The sequence below is a fragment of the Stenotrophomonas sp. STEN029 genome (genome assembly GCF_056760015.1).
In genome coordinates this window covers 1-14,018 of the sequence record NZ_JBRREC010000043.1, presented here as the reverse complement: position 1 = coordinate 14,018, position 14,018 = coordinate 1, and the positions used below count along the sequence as shown (strand labels likewise).

Here is a 14,018-nt window from a genome sequence, read left to right as displayed (position 1 = left end):
GAGCAAGGGGATCATGGACAACACCACGCCATCACTGCCAGCTGTGCCAGCTGCGCCGCCAACCGCGCCGCAGCAGGTACACCACTACTACCACCCGCAGAAATCCGGCGGGATAGCAGCGTTGCTGGAAGTACTGCCGGGGTTTTTCCAGGTTTTCGGCATTGGCCACCTGTACGCCGGCAATGTCGCCACCGGGCTGATCATCATGTTCGGCTATTGGGCAATTGCCTTCGTCAACTTCCTGCTGTGCTTTGTCTTCATTGGTTTCATCACGTGGCCCCTGTGCTGGATCGCCACAATGATCATCTCGCCGCTGACTGCGGCGAATTCCTGCAAGTCAAAGTAACCCCCTGTTGTCCTATCGGAGAAATGGATGAACGCCGTCAACACCAACACCAGCATCCCCAACCACCTGGCGTGGTCGATCATCGCCACCGTTCTGGCTACCTGCCTGTGCTGCCCACTGGGCCTGGTAGGCATCGTTGCGATCGTGTTCTCCAGCAAGGTCAACACGCTGCTGAACCAGGGTGACCTGGAAGGCGCCCGTCGTGCGTCCAACAACGCCAAGACCTGGTGCTGGGTTGCTACCGGCATGGCCATCCTCGGCCTGCTGATCAACATCGGCTACTTCGCCATGGTCGGCAGTGCCGGTTACATGGAAATGCTGCAGCAATACCAGTAATACCTTGGCGCTGACGCTTAAAACCAGCCACAAGCTTGCACTGGCCGGGATGGCTGTCGCCGTCCCGGCGGGTGCGTGGTTGTTATGGAAGTTCGATCCGAATGCTGCAGGCAATCCGTTCCCGCCCTGCATGTTCTACGCCTTCACCGGTCACTATTGCATCGGCTGCGGCCTGACCCGCGCACTGCATGCATTGGCCCACGGCGATGTAGCCCGGGCCTTCTCGATGAACCCGCTCGGCCTCATCACGCTGGCGTTGATTCCGCTGATGACCCTGTGGTCGGCCGGCTGGCAGCCGCGTTGGTTGAGTCCGCTGATGCGGGTAGTCATGGAGCCCAAGCTCTGGCTGTTCCTGCTGCCTTCGTATTGGCTCGCACGCAACCTGCCGTGGTTCCCCTTTACCCTGCTCGCGCCAACCTGAAAGCCCAGGCAGCCGGCGGGTATTGCTACACGCAGCGGCACACCACAGTCGTGTAGCGCAGCCAGGGCACCTGGCTGCACAGCCGGAGTTACCGCCGACCAACCGATCCTTGCCTCACCGGTGCGCTGCGTTTGCCCAGGCCAGGGTGTCCCCCAGTCGCCCGCTTCAACCTACCCAGCCGGCAATCACCAGCAACGCCAGCAAGGCCATCCACAGCAGCAACATGCGCCAGACCAGGCTCATCGCATCGCGCAGTTCCGGGTAGCGTTCGTCTGCCGGCACCTGCCCGGCCAGCCGCGCTTCTTCCGCCTCTTCGACCAGCTCGGCGCCAACGCTGGCGCGTGCGGCCTCGGCCAGAAAGCCAAGCTGCAGCGCCCAGCGGTTGCCCGCGGCGCGACGCCAGGCCGAAAACACCGTATCGAAATTGCCCACCAAGGCCATCGACAGCGTCATCAGCTGCGCCACCGGCCACTCCAGCACCGCCAGCAACACATCACCGGAGCGTCGCTCTTCAGTGGACAGCTGCTGTGATTGCAGGCCTTGCGAAGACTGCGCCAACAGCCGGTACAACACCGCCCCCAGCGGCCCCAGCAACAGGAACCAGAACAGCGGTGCAAACCAGCGCCGCAGCGCATTGATCGCGGTCGCCTCGACCAGACCCGGCGCGTCCTCGCGCATGCTGCCGCCCGCTGCCTGCAGCCGGGATGCCGCCAGCGCAGCCGCGGCCTCGTCTTCGGCGTCGATCACCGCCTCGACATCGCGATCCAGATCGCGCGGGCCCCAGCACAGCGCCAACACCGCAACGCCAAACAACAGCGCAGGTAGACCGAACAGGCGCCCGGCCAGCGCCCATTGCAGCAGACCGACCAGCAACACACAGGGCGCGACCAGCAGCAACACACTGTAATGCGCAGCCGATTCGCCCAGCTGTGCACGCAGCCAGCCCAGGCAACGCCCGAACCAGCGCCAATCCCGCAACGTCGCCAGCAGCGAGGGGGCCAGATGGCCAAGCACCAGCGCTGCGATTACCGCTACCAAGGTTGTGAACATGCGATCCCTCCGGCCCCTGATTGTAGGCCCTGCCAGCGCCGCAACGGCTGGCAAGCCGCGCGGCCATCAGCCCTCACGGCACTGACTCTGGTACCACTGCTCGATCAGGGTGCGTGCGATCGACAGCCGCGGCGGCAGCAGGATGCCCTGCCCGTCGTCGTTGCTGTCACGTTGCAGCGCGGCGCCAACCTCCTCGACGCTGAACCAGCGCGCGTCCTCCAGTTCACCGTCCACGGTTGGCACGTCGTCGTGCGCGCTGGCACGGAAACCCACCATCAGCGCACCCGGGAACGGCCACGGCTGGGTGCCCTGGTACTGCGCCTGGATCACCCGCACCCGCGCTTCCTCGAAGACTTCCCGGGCCACGGTCTGCTCGAAGGTTTCGCCGGGCTCCACAAACCCGGCCAGCACCGAATAGCGGCGCGCGACCCAGCTGCTTTGCCTGCCCAGCAACAGGCGGCCATTGTTTTCGACCGCGACGATCACCGCCGGGTCCACGCGTGGATAGTGCTCGGTACGGCACTGGTCGCAATGGCCAATGAAACCGAAGCGACCAAAGCGCACCGGCGAGCCACAGACACCGCAGAATCGATTGCGCGAATGCCAGTACGACATCCCGCGTGCATAGCAGAACACATCGGCCACCTCGGCCCGCCAGGTCACCGCGGCCTGGCGCAGGTCCATCCGCTGCGGTGCCTTGACCGTCAGCGTCGCCGCCTCGGCGACAAACCAGGCGCGCCCTTCGCGCAGGCCAAGGAAGATCGCCGTGCCCGGGCCTCCGCCCAGATCGTTGCCACTGAACAGCGCCGGCTGCCGGTCATCATCGGCAAACGCGGTGCCATCGGTGTCCAACACCAGGATCTGCGCTGTTGGCCACAGGGCAGCCAAGGCATCGGCGTCGCCACGCAGGGCATCGGCACGGTCCAAGGGCGCGCCGACAAAGGCGTGCCCGGCGAAACGGGATTCAGAATTCAGCATCCGCCAGAGCCTGACGACAAAGCGCCGCCATCGCAAGCGCAGCCAGCCGCAATGCGGCCGGATCTGTCTTAAACCGAGAAGCTGCTACCGCAGCCGCAGGTGGTGCGGGCGTTGGGGTTGCGGATCACGAACTGCGCGCCGGTCAGGCTTTCGCTGTAATCCACCTCGGCGCCCATCAGGTACTGCAAGCTCAGCGGGTCGACCAGCAGGGTGACGCCCTCGGTGACCACGGCCAGATCGTCCTCGGCACGGTTCTCATCGAACTCAAAGCCGTACTGGAAGCCGGAGCAGCCACCGCCCTGGATGTAGACACGCAGGGCGAGTGCAGCGTTGCCCTCGTCCTGGATCAGCTCACGCACCTTGGAAGCTGCCGCCGGGGTGAAATTCAGCGGACGGTCCAGGGACTGGTAATCAGGCGCCGGCTGAACGCCGGGCAGGGAAACTAGGGTGCTCATGGCGCTCAGGATGGGGGCGTGAAGCCCCTGTTTCAAGCCGCAGCGGCTTCAGCTTTCTTGGATTTCTCATTGCCCTTGGCATCGGGCGCCGGCAACGCAGCCATCGCGGCGGTATGCAGCAGGCGGCCGTTGAGCTGGGCACCGGCGCTCATTTCCACCACCGTGTAATGCACATTGCCGGTGACACGGGCGCTAGGGGTCAATTCGATGCGCTCGCTGGCATGCACATCGCCTTCCATGCTGCCGCTGAGCACCACCACGGCGGCGCGCACTTCACCCTCGATGCGGCCGTGCTCGGCCAGGGTCAGCATGGCCTTGGCGCCTTCCTCGGCGATCACCTTGCCGATGATGCGGCCTTCCACGTACAGGCTGCCACTGAACACCACGTCGCCGCGGATTTCCACCTGCGAACCGATGAGGGCGTCTACCGACAGGTCGGTATCGTGCTTGGACTTGCTTTTGAACATGCTTATTCCCCTCTGCCGTTGCCGGCGAGTTTCCAATCGAATGTCTGGTTGGAGCCCCCCCCGGATCCGGACAGGGAGACTCGCACACGTTGCGGTGTGAAATCCCGGGGCAGCATCACGCTACCGTCCAGTTGTTGGAAATAACGGAAGGAATAATCCTGCCCCGGCGCCCCTTTTCGCTGATGCAGGTCATCCCAGCTGACAGTCGTCAGCTTTCCGTCCTTCACACCCTCGACCGAAAACCGCATCTGGCCCTGGCTGATCGCACCGCGATTGAGATTCTGGGTCAGCACCACGCTGTAATGCCAGGTGCCGGCCGCTTCCGGGGTGAACTCCACCGAATGGGTATTCAGCCCCTTGCGCTGGCTGGTGGAACCCACCAGACGTTCGTAGAAGGCAACGTCGGCGCGCAGGCCGGCAATCTCTTCGTCGCGTTCACCCAGCGACGTCTGCACTTCGCTGTTGGCAGCGCGACTGATCTTGTCAGAGGCCTCCAGCGTGGCCTGGCGCTGGCGCAGTTCGTCCAGCTGGCTGCGCTGCTGGCCTACCAGGGCCTCGCTCTGGCGCAGCTTTTCGCGCATGCCGCCGGCATCAGGCGAGGCGTAGCGTGCCGCCAACCAGCCAACCAGCAGCAGCGATAGCAGCCAAGCGGCCGCCAGGACGGCGATCGGCACCCAGCCTGGACGCGGGGCCGCGCCACCACGGGGGGTGATCTGGAAACGTGAGGAAGGTCGGTTGGTCATGGCAGGTTCCAGTGCTCCCGGAAGGGCGACACCCGTGCTCGGTCTGAAACGACGGACCAGTGTAAACGACACGTATGTACATGCGCTTATGCGCTGGCGGCTGGCAATCACCGCAGGCATGCTCGATAGTTGCGATCCTGCTCACAGTATCCGGCCGAACCACTTCCCATGACAGAAGCCCACGTATTCGTCATCGGCATCCTGCTGGCCTGGCTGGCGGGCATACGCGTCTACCTGACCGTGTTCGGCGTCGGCATGGCCGGGCTGATGGGCTGGGTGGACCTGCCGCCGGCATTGCAGGCCACCGAATCCTGGTGGGTGCTGGGCACTTCCGGCGCCTTGGCCGTGGCCGAGTTCTTTGCCGACAAGATCCCCGGCGTGGATTCGATCTGGGATCTGCTGCAGACCCTGGCGCGGGTCCCGGCCGGCGCCTTCCTTGCCGCTGCCACCCTGTCGCCCAATGGCGAACTGAGTACCGGCGTATTGGCTGCCGGTGCCGGCATCGCGCTGACCAGCCACGGCCTGAAAGCCGGCACCCGCGCCCTGCTCAACACCTCTCCGGAACCTGCCAGCAACTGGATGGCTTCGTTTGCCGAGGACAGCGTGGTGATCGGCGCCTTGGCGCTGGCCCTTGCACACCCGTGGCTGGCACTGATCTTCGTGCTCAGCGCCAGCATCATCGGTGCGCTGACGGTATGGCTGGTCTGGCGCATGCTATGGCGTGGGCTCAAGCGCATCTTCGCCAGCACCGACGCGCCAACTTCGGCACCATCCAAGCCGGGTAAGCACTCGCTGCCCCCCGCCCCGTGACCGCATAATCCCCATTGATGGCCAGCAACGACACTCCCACCACCGCCAACCGTCCGCTACGCGCGGAAACCCCGCCAGCCGATTACTGGCAGCGCTGGAGCGTGCGCAATGCGCCGCCCACCGAAGCCGTGCAGGCGCAGCTCAAACCCGGCGCCGACGCAGCTGCGGCTGCCATGGCCAGCGATGTCGGCGATGACACGCCGTACCGCGTATTGATCGTCGAGGACAACCGCTCGCAGGCACTGTTCGCGCAAAGCGTGCTGCATGGTGCCGGCATGCAGGCCTTCGTGCAGATGGATGTCGAAGGCGTGCAACAGGCCATCGGTGAACACCACCCGGACCTGATCCTGATGGATCTGCACATGCCCGGCCTCGATGGCATGCGGCTGACCGCGATGATCCGCCAACAGCCAAACCAACAGCTGCTGCCGATCGTGTTCCTGACCGGCGAGGCCGATCCCGACCGCCAGTTCGAAGTCCTCGACTGCGGCGCCGACGATGTGCTGGTCAAACCGATCCGGCCGCGCCACCTGGTCGCAGCCGTCGCCAACCGCATCCGCCGCAACCGCATGCAGGCACCGGGCAAGGCCGATGCCGGCCCGCTGATGAACAACCCCGAGACCGGCCTGCCGACCCGCCACAACGTGATGCAACAGCTGCAGGCTGCCATCGCCGAGCAGCAACCAGCCGGCCTGATGTTCATCGAGATCGCCAGCGCGCTGGGCCTGCGCGAGCGCTATGGCTACGCCAGCTATGAGCGATTGATGGTGCAGGCCGGGCAACGCCTGGCCGAAAACCTGCGCCCGCACCTGCTGGCCAGGCTCAACGACAACAGCTTCCTGCTGCTGACCCGCGGCATCGAAGAAGCCGCAGTGCCGGCATTGGCGCAGCAGGTCCGCGATGGCCTGTCGGCACAGCCCTTTGCACCACGCGAGGATGAATCGGTGTTCCTGCGCTGCGTGGTCGGCCACGCCAACCTGTCGCAGGACCTGGCCGACGCCGACGCCGCGCTGGAAGCCGTGGAGCGCACCGCCCTGCAGGCGCGCCTGAGCAGCACCGGCATTGCTGCCTATGAGAGCAACGACGTCGCCATCAACAACGAACACCTGGCCCTGCTCGATGGCCAGATCGAACTGGCCTACCAACCCATTGTCGCCGTCGCTGGCGGCGATACCGCGCAGTACCAGCTGCTGCTGCGCCTGCGCCAGAGCAACGGCACCCTGCTGTCCGCCGGCCAGGTGATTCCCGCCGCCGAAGCAGCCGGGCGTATCGCCGACCTTGACCAGCAGGTCGTCGAGCACGCGCTGGGCCTGCTGCACCTGTACCAGTTCGCGCAGCCACCGATGCGCCTGTTCGTCTCGCAGTCGCTGCGCTCGCTGTCGCGCAGCGCCTATGCCGAATGGCTGCTGGGCGCATTGCAGGAACGCCAGGTAGCTGGCAATGGGCTGGTCATCGATGTGCGCCTGTCCGATGCACTGGTGCATGCGGTAAGCCTGCAACAGTTCTGCGCGCAGCTGATGCCGGCCGGCGTGCAGTTCTGCCTGAGCCAGTTCGAACCCGGCGCAGAGGCCAATGCCCTGCTGACCCAGCTGCCGCTGAGTTATGTGCGCATGGCCGCACGCTACGCCGAAAGCCACACCAACCAGAAGCTGCGTGACGAACTGCGCAGCACCATCGACCTTGCCCACCGCGCCAACCTGCAGATCATCGGCCAGCAGATCGAAGATCCCCAGGCCGCTGCCGCGATGTGGATGGGCGGCATCGACTTCATCCAGGGCAACGTGGTGCAGCGCGCTGGCAGCGAGCTCAACTTCGACTTCCAGAACGCGGTGCTGTGAGCGCGACTGCATCGGGTGCTGCGCGCGGCTGGGCACTGCTGGCAGCCGGCTGCGCCGCTGCTGCGGGCGCGGCCAGCTTCATTCCCGCCATTCCTGCCGTCGCCACCACCGCCAGCGCTGGCGTTGCGGTGGTCGCCGCGCTGCTGGCGGCCGTTGCCGCCAACAGGCAGCAGCGACAGGCACATGCCCTGCAACTGCAGATCGAAGAGCGGGTGCTGGAAAACAACCGCCTGCAGGTTGCCGCTCGGGACCACAGCACGCTGCAGGAGGCGCTGCTGCAAGCCAAACAGGCCGCCGAAGCCGCCACCCTGGCCAAGGGCGAATTCCTGGCCACGATGAGCCATGAGATCCGCACGCCCTTGAACGGCATCCTGCCGATGCTGGAACTGGTGGCACAGGGCCCGCTGAGCCTGGACCAGCGCAACATGCTCGATACCGCCACCGACAGCTCACGCCAGCTGTTCCGCATCGTCGACGACATCCTCGATTACTCCAAGCTGGAAGCAAACCGGCTGGAGCTGGAAATCACCACCTTCAACCTGCGCGAAACCCTGGACGGCATGCTGCGGCTGATGCAGCGCGCAGCCGAGCACAAAGGCCTGCGCCTGTCGCTGCATATCGACCCTGCCGTGCGCCTGTCGGTGCGCGGCGACCCGGTGCGCCTGCGGCAGGTATTGGGCAACCTGCTGGTCAACGCGATCAAGTTCACCGAACTTGGCGAAATCAGCATCCATGTAAAACGCCTGGGCGAAACCGCGGCACAGCACCGCCTGCGTTTTGAAGTGCGCGACACCGGCATCGGCCTGGACACAAGCCAACAACAGCGACTGTTCAACGCCTTTACCCAGGCCGATGCGTCCACCACCCGCCTGTACGGCGGCACCGGGCTCGGCCTGGCCATCTGCAAGCGCATCGTCGACCTGATGCACGGCAGCATCGGCGTGCACTCCGAGCCCCTGCGCGGCTCCACGTTCTGGTTCGAAATCCCGCTGTTGAAAGTCATCGGCGACCTGCACCAGCCCGATCACCTGCGCAAAGTGCGCCAGGTACTGCTGGTCACGCCCGAACAGCGGCTGCGCCAGCGGCTGCAGCTGATACTGCCAAACTGGGGCTACCAGCCGGTTGCCGCCAACAACCTGCAGGAAGCACTGGAACGCCTGCGCATGCCCACCGTGTCCGGCATCTTCCATGCGGTGATCGGCGACCTGGAGCCCCTGCGCAACAGTGCCCCGGCCCTGCAACGCGCGATCGAACGCATGGACGACAACCGTCCACGCCTGCTGTGGCTGTACGGCGATGCCCCGATCGCTGAAGGACTGCGCGATGGTGCCACCCTGCTGCCGCGCCAACTGCCCGATACCCAGCTGCGCAACGCCCTGGCCGAACCATTGCAGCTTGCACCCAGCCCGCCACCGGCATTGCTGCCGGGCAACGCCGGCGCCGCTGCAATGGCGCCTGTTGCGACAGCGTCGACTTCGGCACCGGCAACGATCGCACCTGCAGGCTTCCCGGCAGGCGCGCAAAGCAAGCCGGTGACAGCGCCAGCAGCAGCCACCAACAATGCCAACGCAGGTGCCGACCTGGCCGGCATGCTGGTGCTGTTGGTCGAGGACAACTCGGTCAACCTGATGGTTGCGCAGAAGCTGCTGAAGGTCCTCGGCGCCAGCACCGAAGCCGCCGAGAACGGCGCCATCGCCCTCGACAAGATGCACGCCAAGCGCTACGACGCGGTGTTGATGGACTGCCAGATGCCGATATTGGACGGCTTTGCCGCCACCGGACGTTGGCGCGAGCACGAGGCCAGCAGCGGCGCCAGCAACCGCCTGCCGATCATCGCCATGACCGCCAACGCCATGGCTGGCGACCGCCAGCGCTGCCTGGACGCCGGCATGGACGAATACCTGTCCAAACCCATTTCCCGCACACAACTCCTGAACTGCCTGCTGGCCTTCAAGCCCGCATCCAGCGCAACTGCCGAACCGGTTACCAGCATGCCCAGCACCGACCTCTCCGCCAATGCATTGGCCGCCGCCTCCACCGCGCACACCGATGGCATCACCGCCTCGATACTGGAGCGCAGCGTGCTGGATGAACTGTTCGAGATCGCCGGTGACGAGATCAACGCCATCATCGACGTGTTCCTGGACGAGACACCGCAACTGGTGCGGCATCTGCAGGAAGCCGCGGTGATGCCAGACCTGAAGCGGCTGGGCGAGCTTGCGCACAGCCTGAAGTCTTCCAGCGCCAATGTCGGCGTACTGGCGCTGTCTGAAGCGGCGCGCCGGCTCGAGCACGGCGCGCGCAGCGGCACGCTGGAACGACCCACCGTGATGGTGGCGCTGATCGTGGCCGAGTTTTCGCGCGCGCGCATGGCGCTGGCCGGTTACCAGGCCGATCAGCGCACGCAAGCGCAGGAGTGATCCCGCTGCAGCGGGATCAGTCTTCCAGCTTGGTAAGCAGGTAGTTCGGCTCGCCGATGCGGTCGATCAGGTCCAACTGGGTTTCCAGCCAATCGATGTGCTCTTCCTCGGAATCGAGGATCTTCACGAACAGTTCGCGGCTGACGTAATCGCTGATCGATTCGGCATAGGCAACCGCATCGCGCAGCACCGCCGCCGCTTCACTCTCCAGTGCCAGATCGCACTTGAGGATTTCGGTGGGGTTCTCGCCGATGCGCAGCTTGCCCAGCGCCTGGAAGTTGGGCAGACCTTCGAGGAACAGAATGCGATCGGAGAGCACGTCGGCGTGCTTCATCTCGTCGATCGATTCCTTGTATTCGTGTTCGGCCAGCTCGTTCAAGCCCCAGTTCTTCAGCATCTTGGCGTGCAGGAAGTACTGGTTGATGGCGGTCAGCTCGTTGTAGAGGACCTTGTTGAGAAATTCGATGACCTTGGCGTCGCCTTTCATGGCGCTGACTCCGACTAGGGGAACGAGCGCACTTTACCGGTTGCCGGCAGACAATGAAGGAACGCGAATCGTGATCATTAGCCACCGCCGTTGGCGGTGGCAGCAAGGCCTGCTCAGGCCGCCCGCAGCATCGGCAGGGGCAGCTCTCGGGTAGCGCGTGCTTGCTCCAGCAAGCCGGCAGCCATGTCCAGACAGGAACCGCAGTTGGAGCCACAACCGGTACGCATGGTCAGCTCAGACACCGTGTCGCAGCCGGCAAGCGCGGCTTCACGGATCTGGTGATCGGTAACTCCATTGCAGATGCAAACGTACACGGCTTGACGCCCCTGAACCCGGCACGTAGCGGCCGTGTCAGCATTCAATCGCAAATGCGAATGGTTGTCAATTTCGGGCGTTAATCATTATTAATTTTCTTGCCGCGCCAGACCCCGGGCCGTCGCGGACGCTTGCGCGGCCGCTCATGGCCAGCGCTGCTACCCGGCATCCAGGCCTCCTGTGCGGACGCAGGCATCGCCTGCACGCCCTGGCCTGCGATACCACGCGCCAGTGGCGCCAGATGACGCAGCGCGCGCGCGTAGACGCCACGCTTGAACATGACCACGTGTTCCACCGGATACCAGAAGTCGACCCAACGCCAGTGATCGAACTCCGGCGTATCGGTCTCATCCAGCCGCACATGCGCCTCGTCGCCCGTCAGCCTCAGCAGGAACCAGACCTGCTTCTGGCCGATGCAGACCTGCTTCTCGGTATGGCGGATGGCCCGCGGGGGCAGCCGGTAGCGAAGCCAACCGGGGGTCGCCCCCAGGACTTCGACGTGTTCAGGCAGCAGGCCGGTTTCTTCCTGCAATTCGCGATACATGGCCTCGACCGGGGTTTCATCGGTATTCATGCCACCTTGCGGGAACTGCCAGCCATCCCGGCGCACGCGTCGTGCCCAGAACACCTGCCCGTCTTCCCGCATCAGCACTATGCCGACGTTCGGTCGATAGCCGTCCGGATCGATCACGATGCGGACTCCTAAAATTTCTACTGTCGGGGACTCTGCCATGGCTGCTGTCATGCCACAAGCATAGAAAAACCTGTTGACAAAACCGTACAGCCCCACCAGAATTACCGGCTCCCAAGGCTATGTAGCTCAGCCGGTTAGAGCACAGCACTCATAATGCTGGGGTCGGTGGTTCGAGTCCACCCATAGCCACCAAGGGACGCAGGTTGGACCTGCACTACAGCCCCGTCGCCAAGCGGTAAGGCATCTGACTCTGACTCAGACATTCGGAGGTTCGAATCCTTCCGGGGCTGCCAAACATGAAAAGGCCTGATCGCAAGATCAGGCCTTTTTTCTATTCAGGACCTTCACGCCAGGACCAACAAGCAAGCCGGGTGTGCGATAATCGCCACGCACCATAGCCCCGTCGCCAAGCGGTAAGGCATCTGACTCTGACTCAGACATTCGGAGGTTCGAATCCTTCCGGGGCTGCCAAATATCAAAAGGCCAGATCGAAAGATCTGGTTTTTTTGTGCCCGGCATTCTGGGCTCCGGGCCCGGGATGAGCAGAGCAAAGGCCCAAGAGCCAAAGCACCCCTCCCCAACCCTCCCCTGCGCTGTGCGCAAGGGAGGGAGCAAGTGCGGCACTTCCCACACCGGATATGCACCGAATGCAGCCATCCACCCCCTCCCTTGCGCCTAGCGCAGGGGAGGGTTGGGGAGGGGTGCTTTGGCTTTGGCTTTGGCTTTGGCCTTGGCCTTGGCCTTGCCCCCAGCTTTGGCGAATCACCAATTCCCAACTCCAACCCCAAAAACGACAAAAGCCCGGCCGAAGCCGGGCTTTTGCTTTCCCAGTGGGATTCCGGAGAATCCCACCCCGAAGCGATTAACGCTTGGAGAACTGGGTTGCGCGACGTGCCTTGTGCAGGCCGACCTTCTTACGCTCGACTTCACGGGCGTCACGGGTCATGAAGCCAGCCTTGCGCAGCTCGGACTTCAGGGTTTCGTCGTACTCGACCAGCGCACGGGCGATGCCCAGACGGATCGCACCGGCCTGGCCGGTGGTGCCGCCGCCGGCAGCAGTGACAAGAATGTCAAAGCTTTCGGTGTTCTGGGTCAGTTCCAGCGGCTGACGCACGATCATGCGTGCAGTCTCACGGCCAAAGAACTCGTCCAGCGGACGGCCATTGACGGTGATGTTGCCAGTACCCTTGCGCAGGAACACGCGGGCGGTGGAGGACTTGCGGCGGCCAGTGCCGTAGTTTTGAGTGATAGCCATGATTAGATATCCAGAACCTGCGGCTGCTGTGCTGCGTGCGGATGCTCAGTGCCTGCATAGACCTTGAGCTTGCGGTACATCTGACGACCCAGCGGGCCCTTCGGCAGCATGCCCTTGACGGCGGTCTCGATGACGCGCTCCGGGTGACGCTCCAGCGCCTGCTCCAGGGTTTCGGTCTTCAGGTTACCGATGTAGCCGGTGAAGCGATGGTACTTCTTGTCCTTCAGCTTCTTGCCGGTAACAGCAATCTTGTCGGCATTGATGACGACCAGGTAATCACCGGTGTCAACATGCGGGGTGTAAACCGGCTTGTGCTTGCCACGCAGGCGGCGAGCCAGCTCGGTGGAGAGACGGCCCAGCGTCTTGCCGGCGGCGTCAACGAGGTACCAGTCGCGCTGGACGGTCTCGTTCTTTGCAGTGAAAGTGCTCATAAAGAACTCAGGTAGGTCGGGCTGATTGCGGCGAAATGAACCACCGGAACTTTGCCACGCGTTGTGAAGGTGAAACAGAAGAGGCGGGATTGTACTGGCCGCACACCTCCGGCGCAAGCCGACGCCTGAACGGGCACCCCGCCCCGGCCTTGGCAGCTTCACAGCCAGCGGCGAGAATCGGGCAGACCCCACTGCACTGCCCCGTCATGATCACCGCCCGCGTACAAACGCCACTGGACCACCTGCTGACCGAAGCCCAACGTGCCCTGGACACGGTGTTCGGCAACCCGCCGGCCGCCCGTCCCAACCCGGCCGGCGACACCCCGGAGGTTGTACTGGAGCCAGCTGAAGTCCGCCACGCGGCCGGGTTGATGCGCATCAACCATGTCGGCGAGGTCTGCGCGCAAGGCCTGTATTTCGGCCAGGCAGCAGTCGCCCGCGACCCGGCCACGCGCGCGCACCTGCTCGACGCCGCGCAGGAAGAGACCGATCACCTGAGCTGGTGCGCGGACCGCCTGCGCGAGCTGGACAGCCGCCCCAGCCTGTTCAACCCGCTCTGGTATGCAGGCAGCTACACCATCGGCACCCTGGCCGGCCTGCGCGGCGACGGCTGGAACCTGGGCTTCGTGGTGGAGACCGAGCGCCAGGTGGAGGCGCATCTGGACGAACACCTGCACACCCTGCCACCGGCCGACCAGCGCAGCCGCGAGATCCTCAAGGTGATGAAGCTCGATGAAGCGCGCCACGCCGAGCACGCCGAACATGCCGGCGCGCGCAAGCTGCCATTCCCGATCCCGTCGGTGATGGCACTGGCCTCCAAGGCGATGAAGACCGTGGCCTACCGGATTTAAGGCCCCACCTGTAGTGCCGAGCCATGCTCGGCAGAGGCGTTATGCAAAGGCCCAGCCATGTAGTGCCGGGCCATGCTCGGCAGGGGCTTTATGCAAAGGCCCAGCCATGTAGTGCCGAGCC

Annotated in this window: 17 protein-coding genes and 3 tRNA genes; 10 read left to right on the top strand and 10 right to left on the bottom strand. The window is 64.4% G+C overall.

The features are described from left to right. Positions 1-13: 13 nt before the first annotated feature. From ACVOLI_RS11075 to ACVOLI_RS11065, 3 genes are read left to right on the top strand one after another with little or no spacing between them, the layout of a single operon-like run. Positions 14-346 (top strand): hypothetical protein, encoded by a 333-nt coding sequence (locus ACVOLI_RS11075; protein ID WP_481614454.1) that lies wholly within the window; start codon positions 14-16, stop codon positions 344-346. 27 nt (positions 347-373) lie between these two features. Then, positions 374-682, top strand: a complete 309-nt coding sequence (locus ACVOLI_RS11070; protein WP_481512352.1) for a CD225/dispanin family protein — start codon at positions 374-376, stop codon at positions 680-682. A gap of 10 nt (positions 683-692) precedes the next feature. Then, complete coding sequence (locus ACVOLI_RS11065; RefSeq protein ID WP_481614472.1) at positions 693-1,103, top strand: DUF2752 domain-containing protein; 411 nt, start codon at positions 693-695, stop codon at positions 1,101-1,103. A gap of 165 nt (positions 1,104-1,268) precedes the next feature. Here the strand turns inward: ACVOLI_RS11065 and ampE are convergent, their stop codons facing one another. The 5 genes from ampE to ACVOLI_RS11040 form a co-directional block, all read right to left on the bottom strand. Then, positions 1,269-2,153 (bottom strand): regulatory signaling modulator protein AmpE, encoded by an 885-nt coding sequence (gene ampE, locus ACVOLI_RS11060; RefSeq protein ID WP_481614453.1) that lies wholly within the window; start codon positions 2,151-2,153, stop codon positions 1,269-1,271. 66 nt (positions 2,154-2,219) lie between these two features. Then, positions 2,220-3,131, bottom strand: coding sequence for an NAD(+) diphosphatase (gene nudC / locus ACVOLI_RS11055; protein WP_481614452.1), 912 nt, complete (start codon positions 3,129-3,131; stop codon positions 2,220-2,222). A 68-nt stretch (positions 3,132-3,199) separates the two neighbouring features. Then, complete coding sequence (gene erpA, locus ACVOLI_RS11050; RefSeq protein ID WP_282270651.1) at positions 3,200-3,586, bottom strand: iron-sulfur cluster insertion protein ErpA; 387 nt, start codon at positions 3,584-3,586, stop codon at positions 3,200-3,202. A gap of 32 nt (positions 3,587-3,618) precedes the next feature. After that, complete coding sequence (locus ACVOLI_RS11045; RefSeq protein ID WP_481614451.1) at positions 3,619-4,053, bottom strand: bactofilin family protein; 435 nt, start codon at positions 4,051-4,053, stop codon at positions 3,619-3,621. A 2-nt stretch (positions 4,054-4,055) separates the two neighbouring features. After that, positions 4,056-4,796 carry a DUF6776 family protein gene (locus ACVOLI_RS11040; protein ID WP_481614450.1) on the bottom strand — a complete coding sequence of 247 codons (741 nt, stop codon included), beginning with the start codon at positions 4,794-4,796 and terminating at the stop codon, positions 4,056-4,058. 168 nt (positions 4,797-4,964) lie between these two features. Between ACVOLI_RS11040 and ACVOLI_RS11035 the strand changes: the two genes are divergently transcribed. From ACVOLI_RS11035 to ACVOLI_RS11025, 3 genes are read left to right on the top strand one after another with little or no spacing between them, the layout of a single operon-like run. Further along, positions 4,965-5,606: a DUF4126 domain-containing protein gene (locus ACVOLI_RS11035; protein WP_282270657.1), complete on the top strand. Its 642-nt coding sequence runs from the start codon at positions 4,965-4,967 to the stop codon at positions 5,604-5,606. 17 nt (positions 5,607-5,623) lie between these two features. Further along, the gene (locus ACVOLI_RS11030) at positions 5,624-7,444 is read left to right on the top strand and encodes an EAL domain-containing protein (protein ID WP_481614449.1); all 1,821 of its coding nucleotides are present in this window, start codon (positions 5,624-5,626) and stop codon (positions 7,442-7,444) included. Further along, complete coding sequence (locus tag ACVOLI_RS11025) at positions 7,441-9,864, top strand: ATP-binding protein (RefSeq protein ID WP_481614448.1); 2,424 nt, start codon at positions 7,441-7,443, stop codon at positions 9,862-9,864. Before ACVOLI_RS11030 ends, ACVOLI_RS11025 begins: the two co-directional genes overlap by 4 nt. A gap of 16 nt (positions 9,865-9,880) precedes the next feature. Here the strand turns inward: ACVOLI_RS11025 and bfr are convergent, their stop codons facing one another. The 3 genes from bfr to ACVOLI_RS11010 form a co-directional block, all read right to left on the bottom strand. Beyond that, entirely contained in the window at positions 9,881-10,351 is a 471-nt protein-coding gene (gene bfr, locus ACVOLI_RS11020) for a bacterioferritin (protein WP_282270663.1), read from the bottom strand. 113 nt (positions 10,352-10,464) lie between these two features. Continuing rightward, complete coding sequence (locus tag ACVOLI_RS11015; RefSeq protein WP_481614447.1) at positions 10,465-10,665, bottom strand: (2Fe-2S)-binding protein; 201 nt, start codon at positions 10,663-10,665, stop codon at positions 10,465-10,467. Positions 10,666-10,745: 80 nt separating this feature from the next. Next, complete coding sequence (locus tag ACVOLI_RS11010; RefSeq protein ID WP_282270667.1) at positions 10,746-11,357, bottom strand: RNA pyrophosphohydrolase; 612 nt, start codon at positions 11,355-11,357, stop codon at positions 10,746-10,748. Between the two features lie 118 nt (positions 11,358-11,475). Here ACVOLI_RS11010 and ACVOLI_RS11005 point away from each other — a divergent pair. The 3 genes from ACVOLI_RS11005 to ACVOLI_RS10995 all read left to right on the top strand — a co-directional run bounded on the left by ACVOLI_RS11005 (position 11,476) and on the right by ACVOLI_RS10995 (position 11,831). Then, positions 11,476-11,552 (top strand) — tRNA-Met (locus tag ACVOLI_RS11005). Positions 11,553-11,578: 26 nt separating this feature from the next. Continuing rightward, positions 11,579-11,653, top strand: a tRNA-Gln gene (locus ACVOLI_RS11000). Positions 11,654-11,756: 103 nt separating this feature from the next. Beyond that, positions 11,757-11,831 (top strand) — tRNA-Gln (locus tag ACVOLI_RS10995). A 391-nt stretch (positions 11,832-12,222) separates the two neighbouring features. Here ACVOLI_RS10995 and rpsI read toward each other — a convergent pair. Then, a complete protein-coding gene (gene rpsI / locus ACVOLI_RS10990; RefSeq protein ID WP_057626426.1) occupies positions 12,223-12,615 on the bottom strand; it encodes a 30S ribosomal protein S9 in 393 nt (130 codons plus the stop codon). 2 nt (positions 12,616-12,617) lie between these two features. Continuing rightward, on the bottom strand, positions 12,618-13,046 hold the full coding sequence (gene rplM / locus ACVOLI_RS10985; RefSeq protein ID WP_282273385.1) for a 50S ribosomal protein L13: 429 nt from the start codon (positions 13,044-13,046) through the stop codon (positions 12,618-12,620). 206 nt (positions 13,047-13,252) lie between these two features. Between rplM and coq7 the strand changes: the two genes are divergently transcribed. Beyond that, entirely contained in the window at positions 13,253-13,897 is a 645-nt protein-coding gene (gene coq7, locus ACVOLI_RS10980; RefSeq protein ID WP_481614446.1) for a 2-polyprenyl-3-methyl-6-methoxy-1,4-benzoquinone monooxygenase, read from the top strand. Positions 13,898-14,018 lie beyond the last annotated feature (121 nt).

Excerpts from the sequence above, each read along its gene's own strand:
- ACVOLI_RS11075 (WP_481614454.1), top strand. The coding sequence starts at position 14 with ATGGACAACACCACGCCATCACTGCCAGCTGTGCCAGCTGCGCCGCCA.
- ACVOLI_RS11070 (WP_481512352.1), top strand. The coding sequence starts at position 374 with ATGAACGCCGTCAACACCAACACCAGCATCCCCAACCACCTGGCGTGG.
- ampE (WP_481614453.1), bottom strand. The coding sequence starts at position 2,153 with ATGTTCACAACCTTGGTAGCGGTAATCGCAGCGCTGGTGCTTGGCCAT.
- nudC (WP_481614452.1), bottom strand. The coding sequence starts at position 3,131 with ATGCTGAATTCTGAATCCCGTTTCGCCGGGCACGCCTTTGTCGGCGCG.
- erpA (WP_282270651.1), bottom strand. The coding sequence starts at position 3,586 with ATGAGCACCCTAGTTTCCCTGCCCGGCGTTCAGCCGGCGCCTGATTAC.
- ACVOLI_RS11045 (WP_481614451.1), bottom strand. The coding sequence starts at position 4,053 with ATGTTCAAAAGCAAGTCCAAGCACGATACCGACCTGTCGGTAGACGCC.
- ACVOLI_RS11040 (WP_481614450.1), bottom strand. The coding sequence starts at position 4,796 with ATGACCAACCGACCTTCCTCACGTTTCCAGATCACCCCCCGTGGTGGC.
- ACVOLI_RS11035 (WP_282270657.1), top strand. The coding sequence starts at position 4,965 with ATGACAGAAGCCCACGTATTCGTCATCGGCATCCTGCTGGCCTGGCTG.
- ACVOLI_RS11030 (WP_481614449.1), top strand. The coding sequence starts at position 5,624 with ATGGCCAGCAACGACACTCCCACCACCGCCAACCGTCCGCTACGCGCG.
- bfr (WP_282270663.1), bottom strand. The coding sequence starts at position 10,351 with ATGAAAGGCGACGCCAAGGTCATCGAATTTCTCAACAAGGTCCTCTAC.
- rpsI (WP_057626426.1), bottom strand. The coding sequence starts at position 12,615 with ATGGCTATCACTCAAAACTACGGCACTGGCCGCCGCAAGTCCTCCACC.
- rplM (WP_282273385.1), bottom strand. The coding sequence starts at position 13,046 with ATGAGCACTTTCACTGCAAAGAACGAGACCGTCCAGCGCGACTGGTAC.
- coq7 (WP_481614446.1), top strand. The coding sequence starts at position 13,253 with ATGATCACCGCCCGCGTACAAACGCCACTGGACCACCTGCTGACCGAA.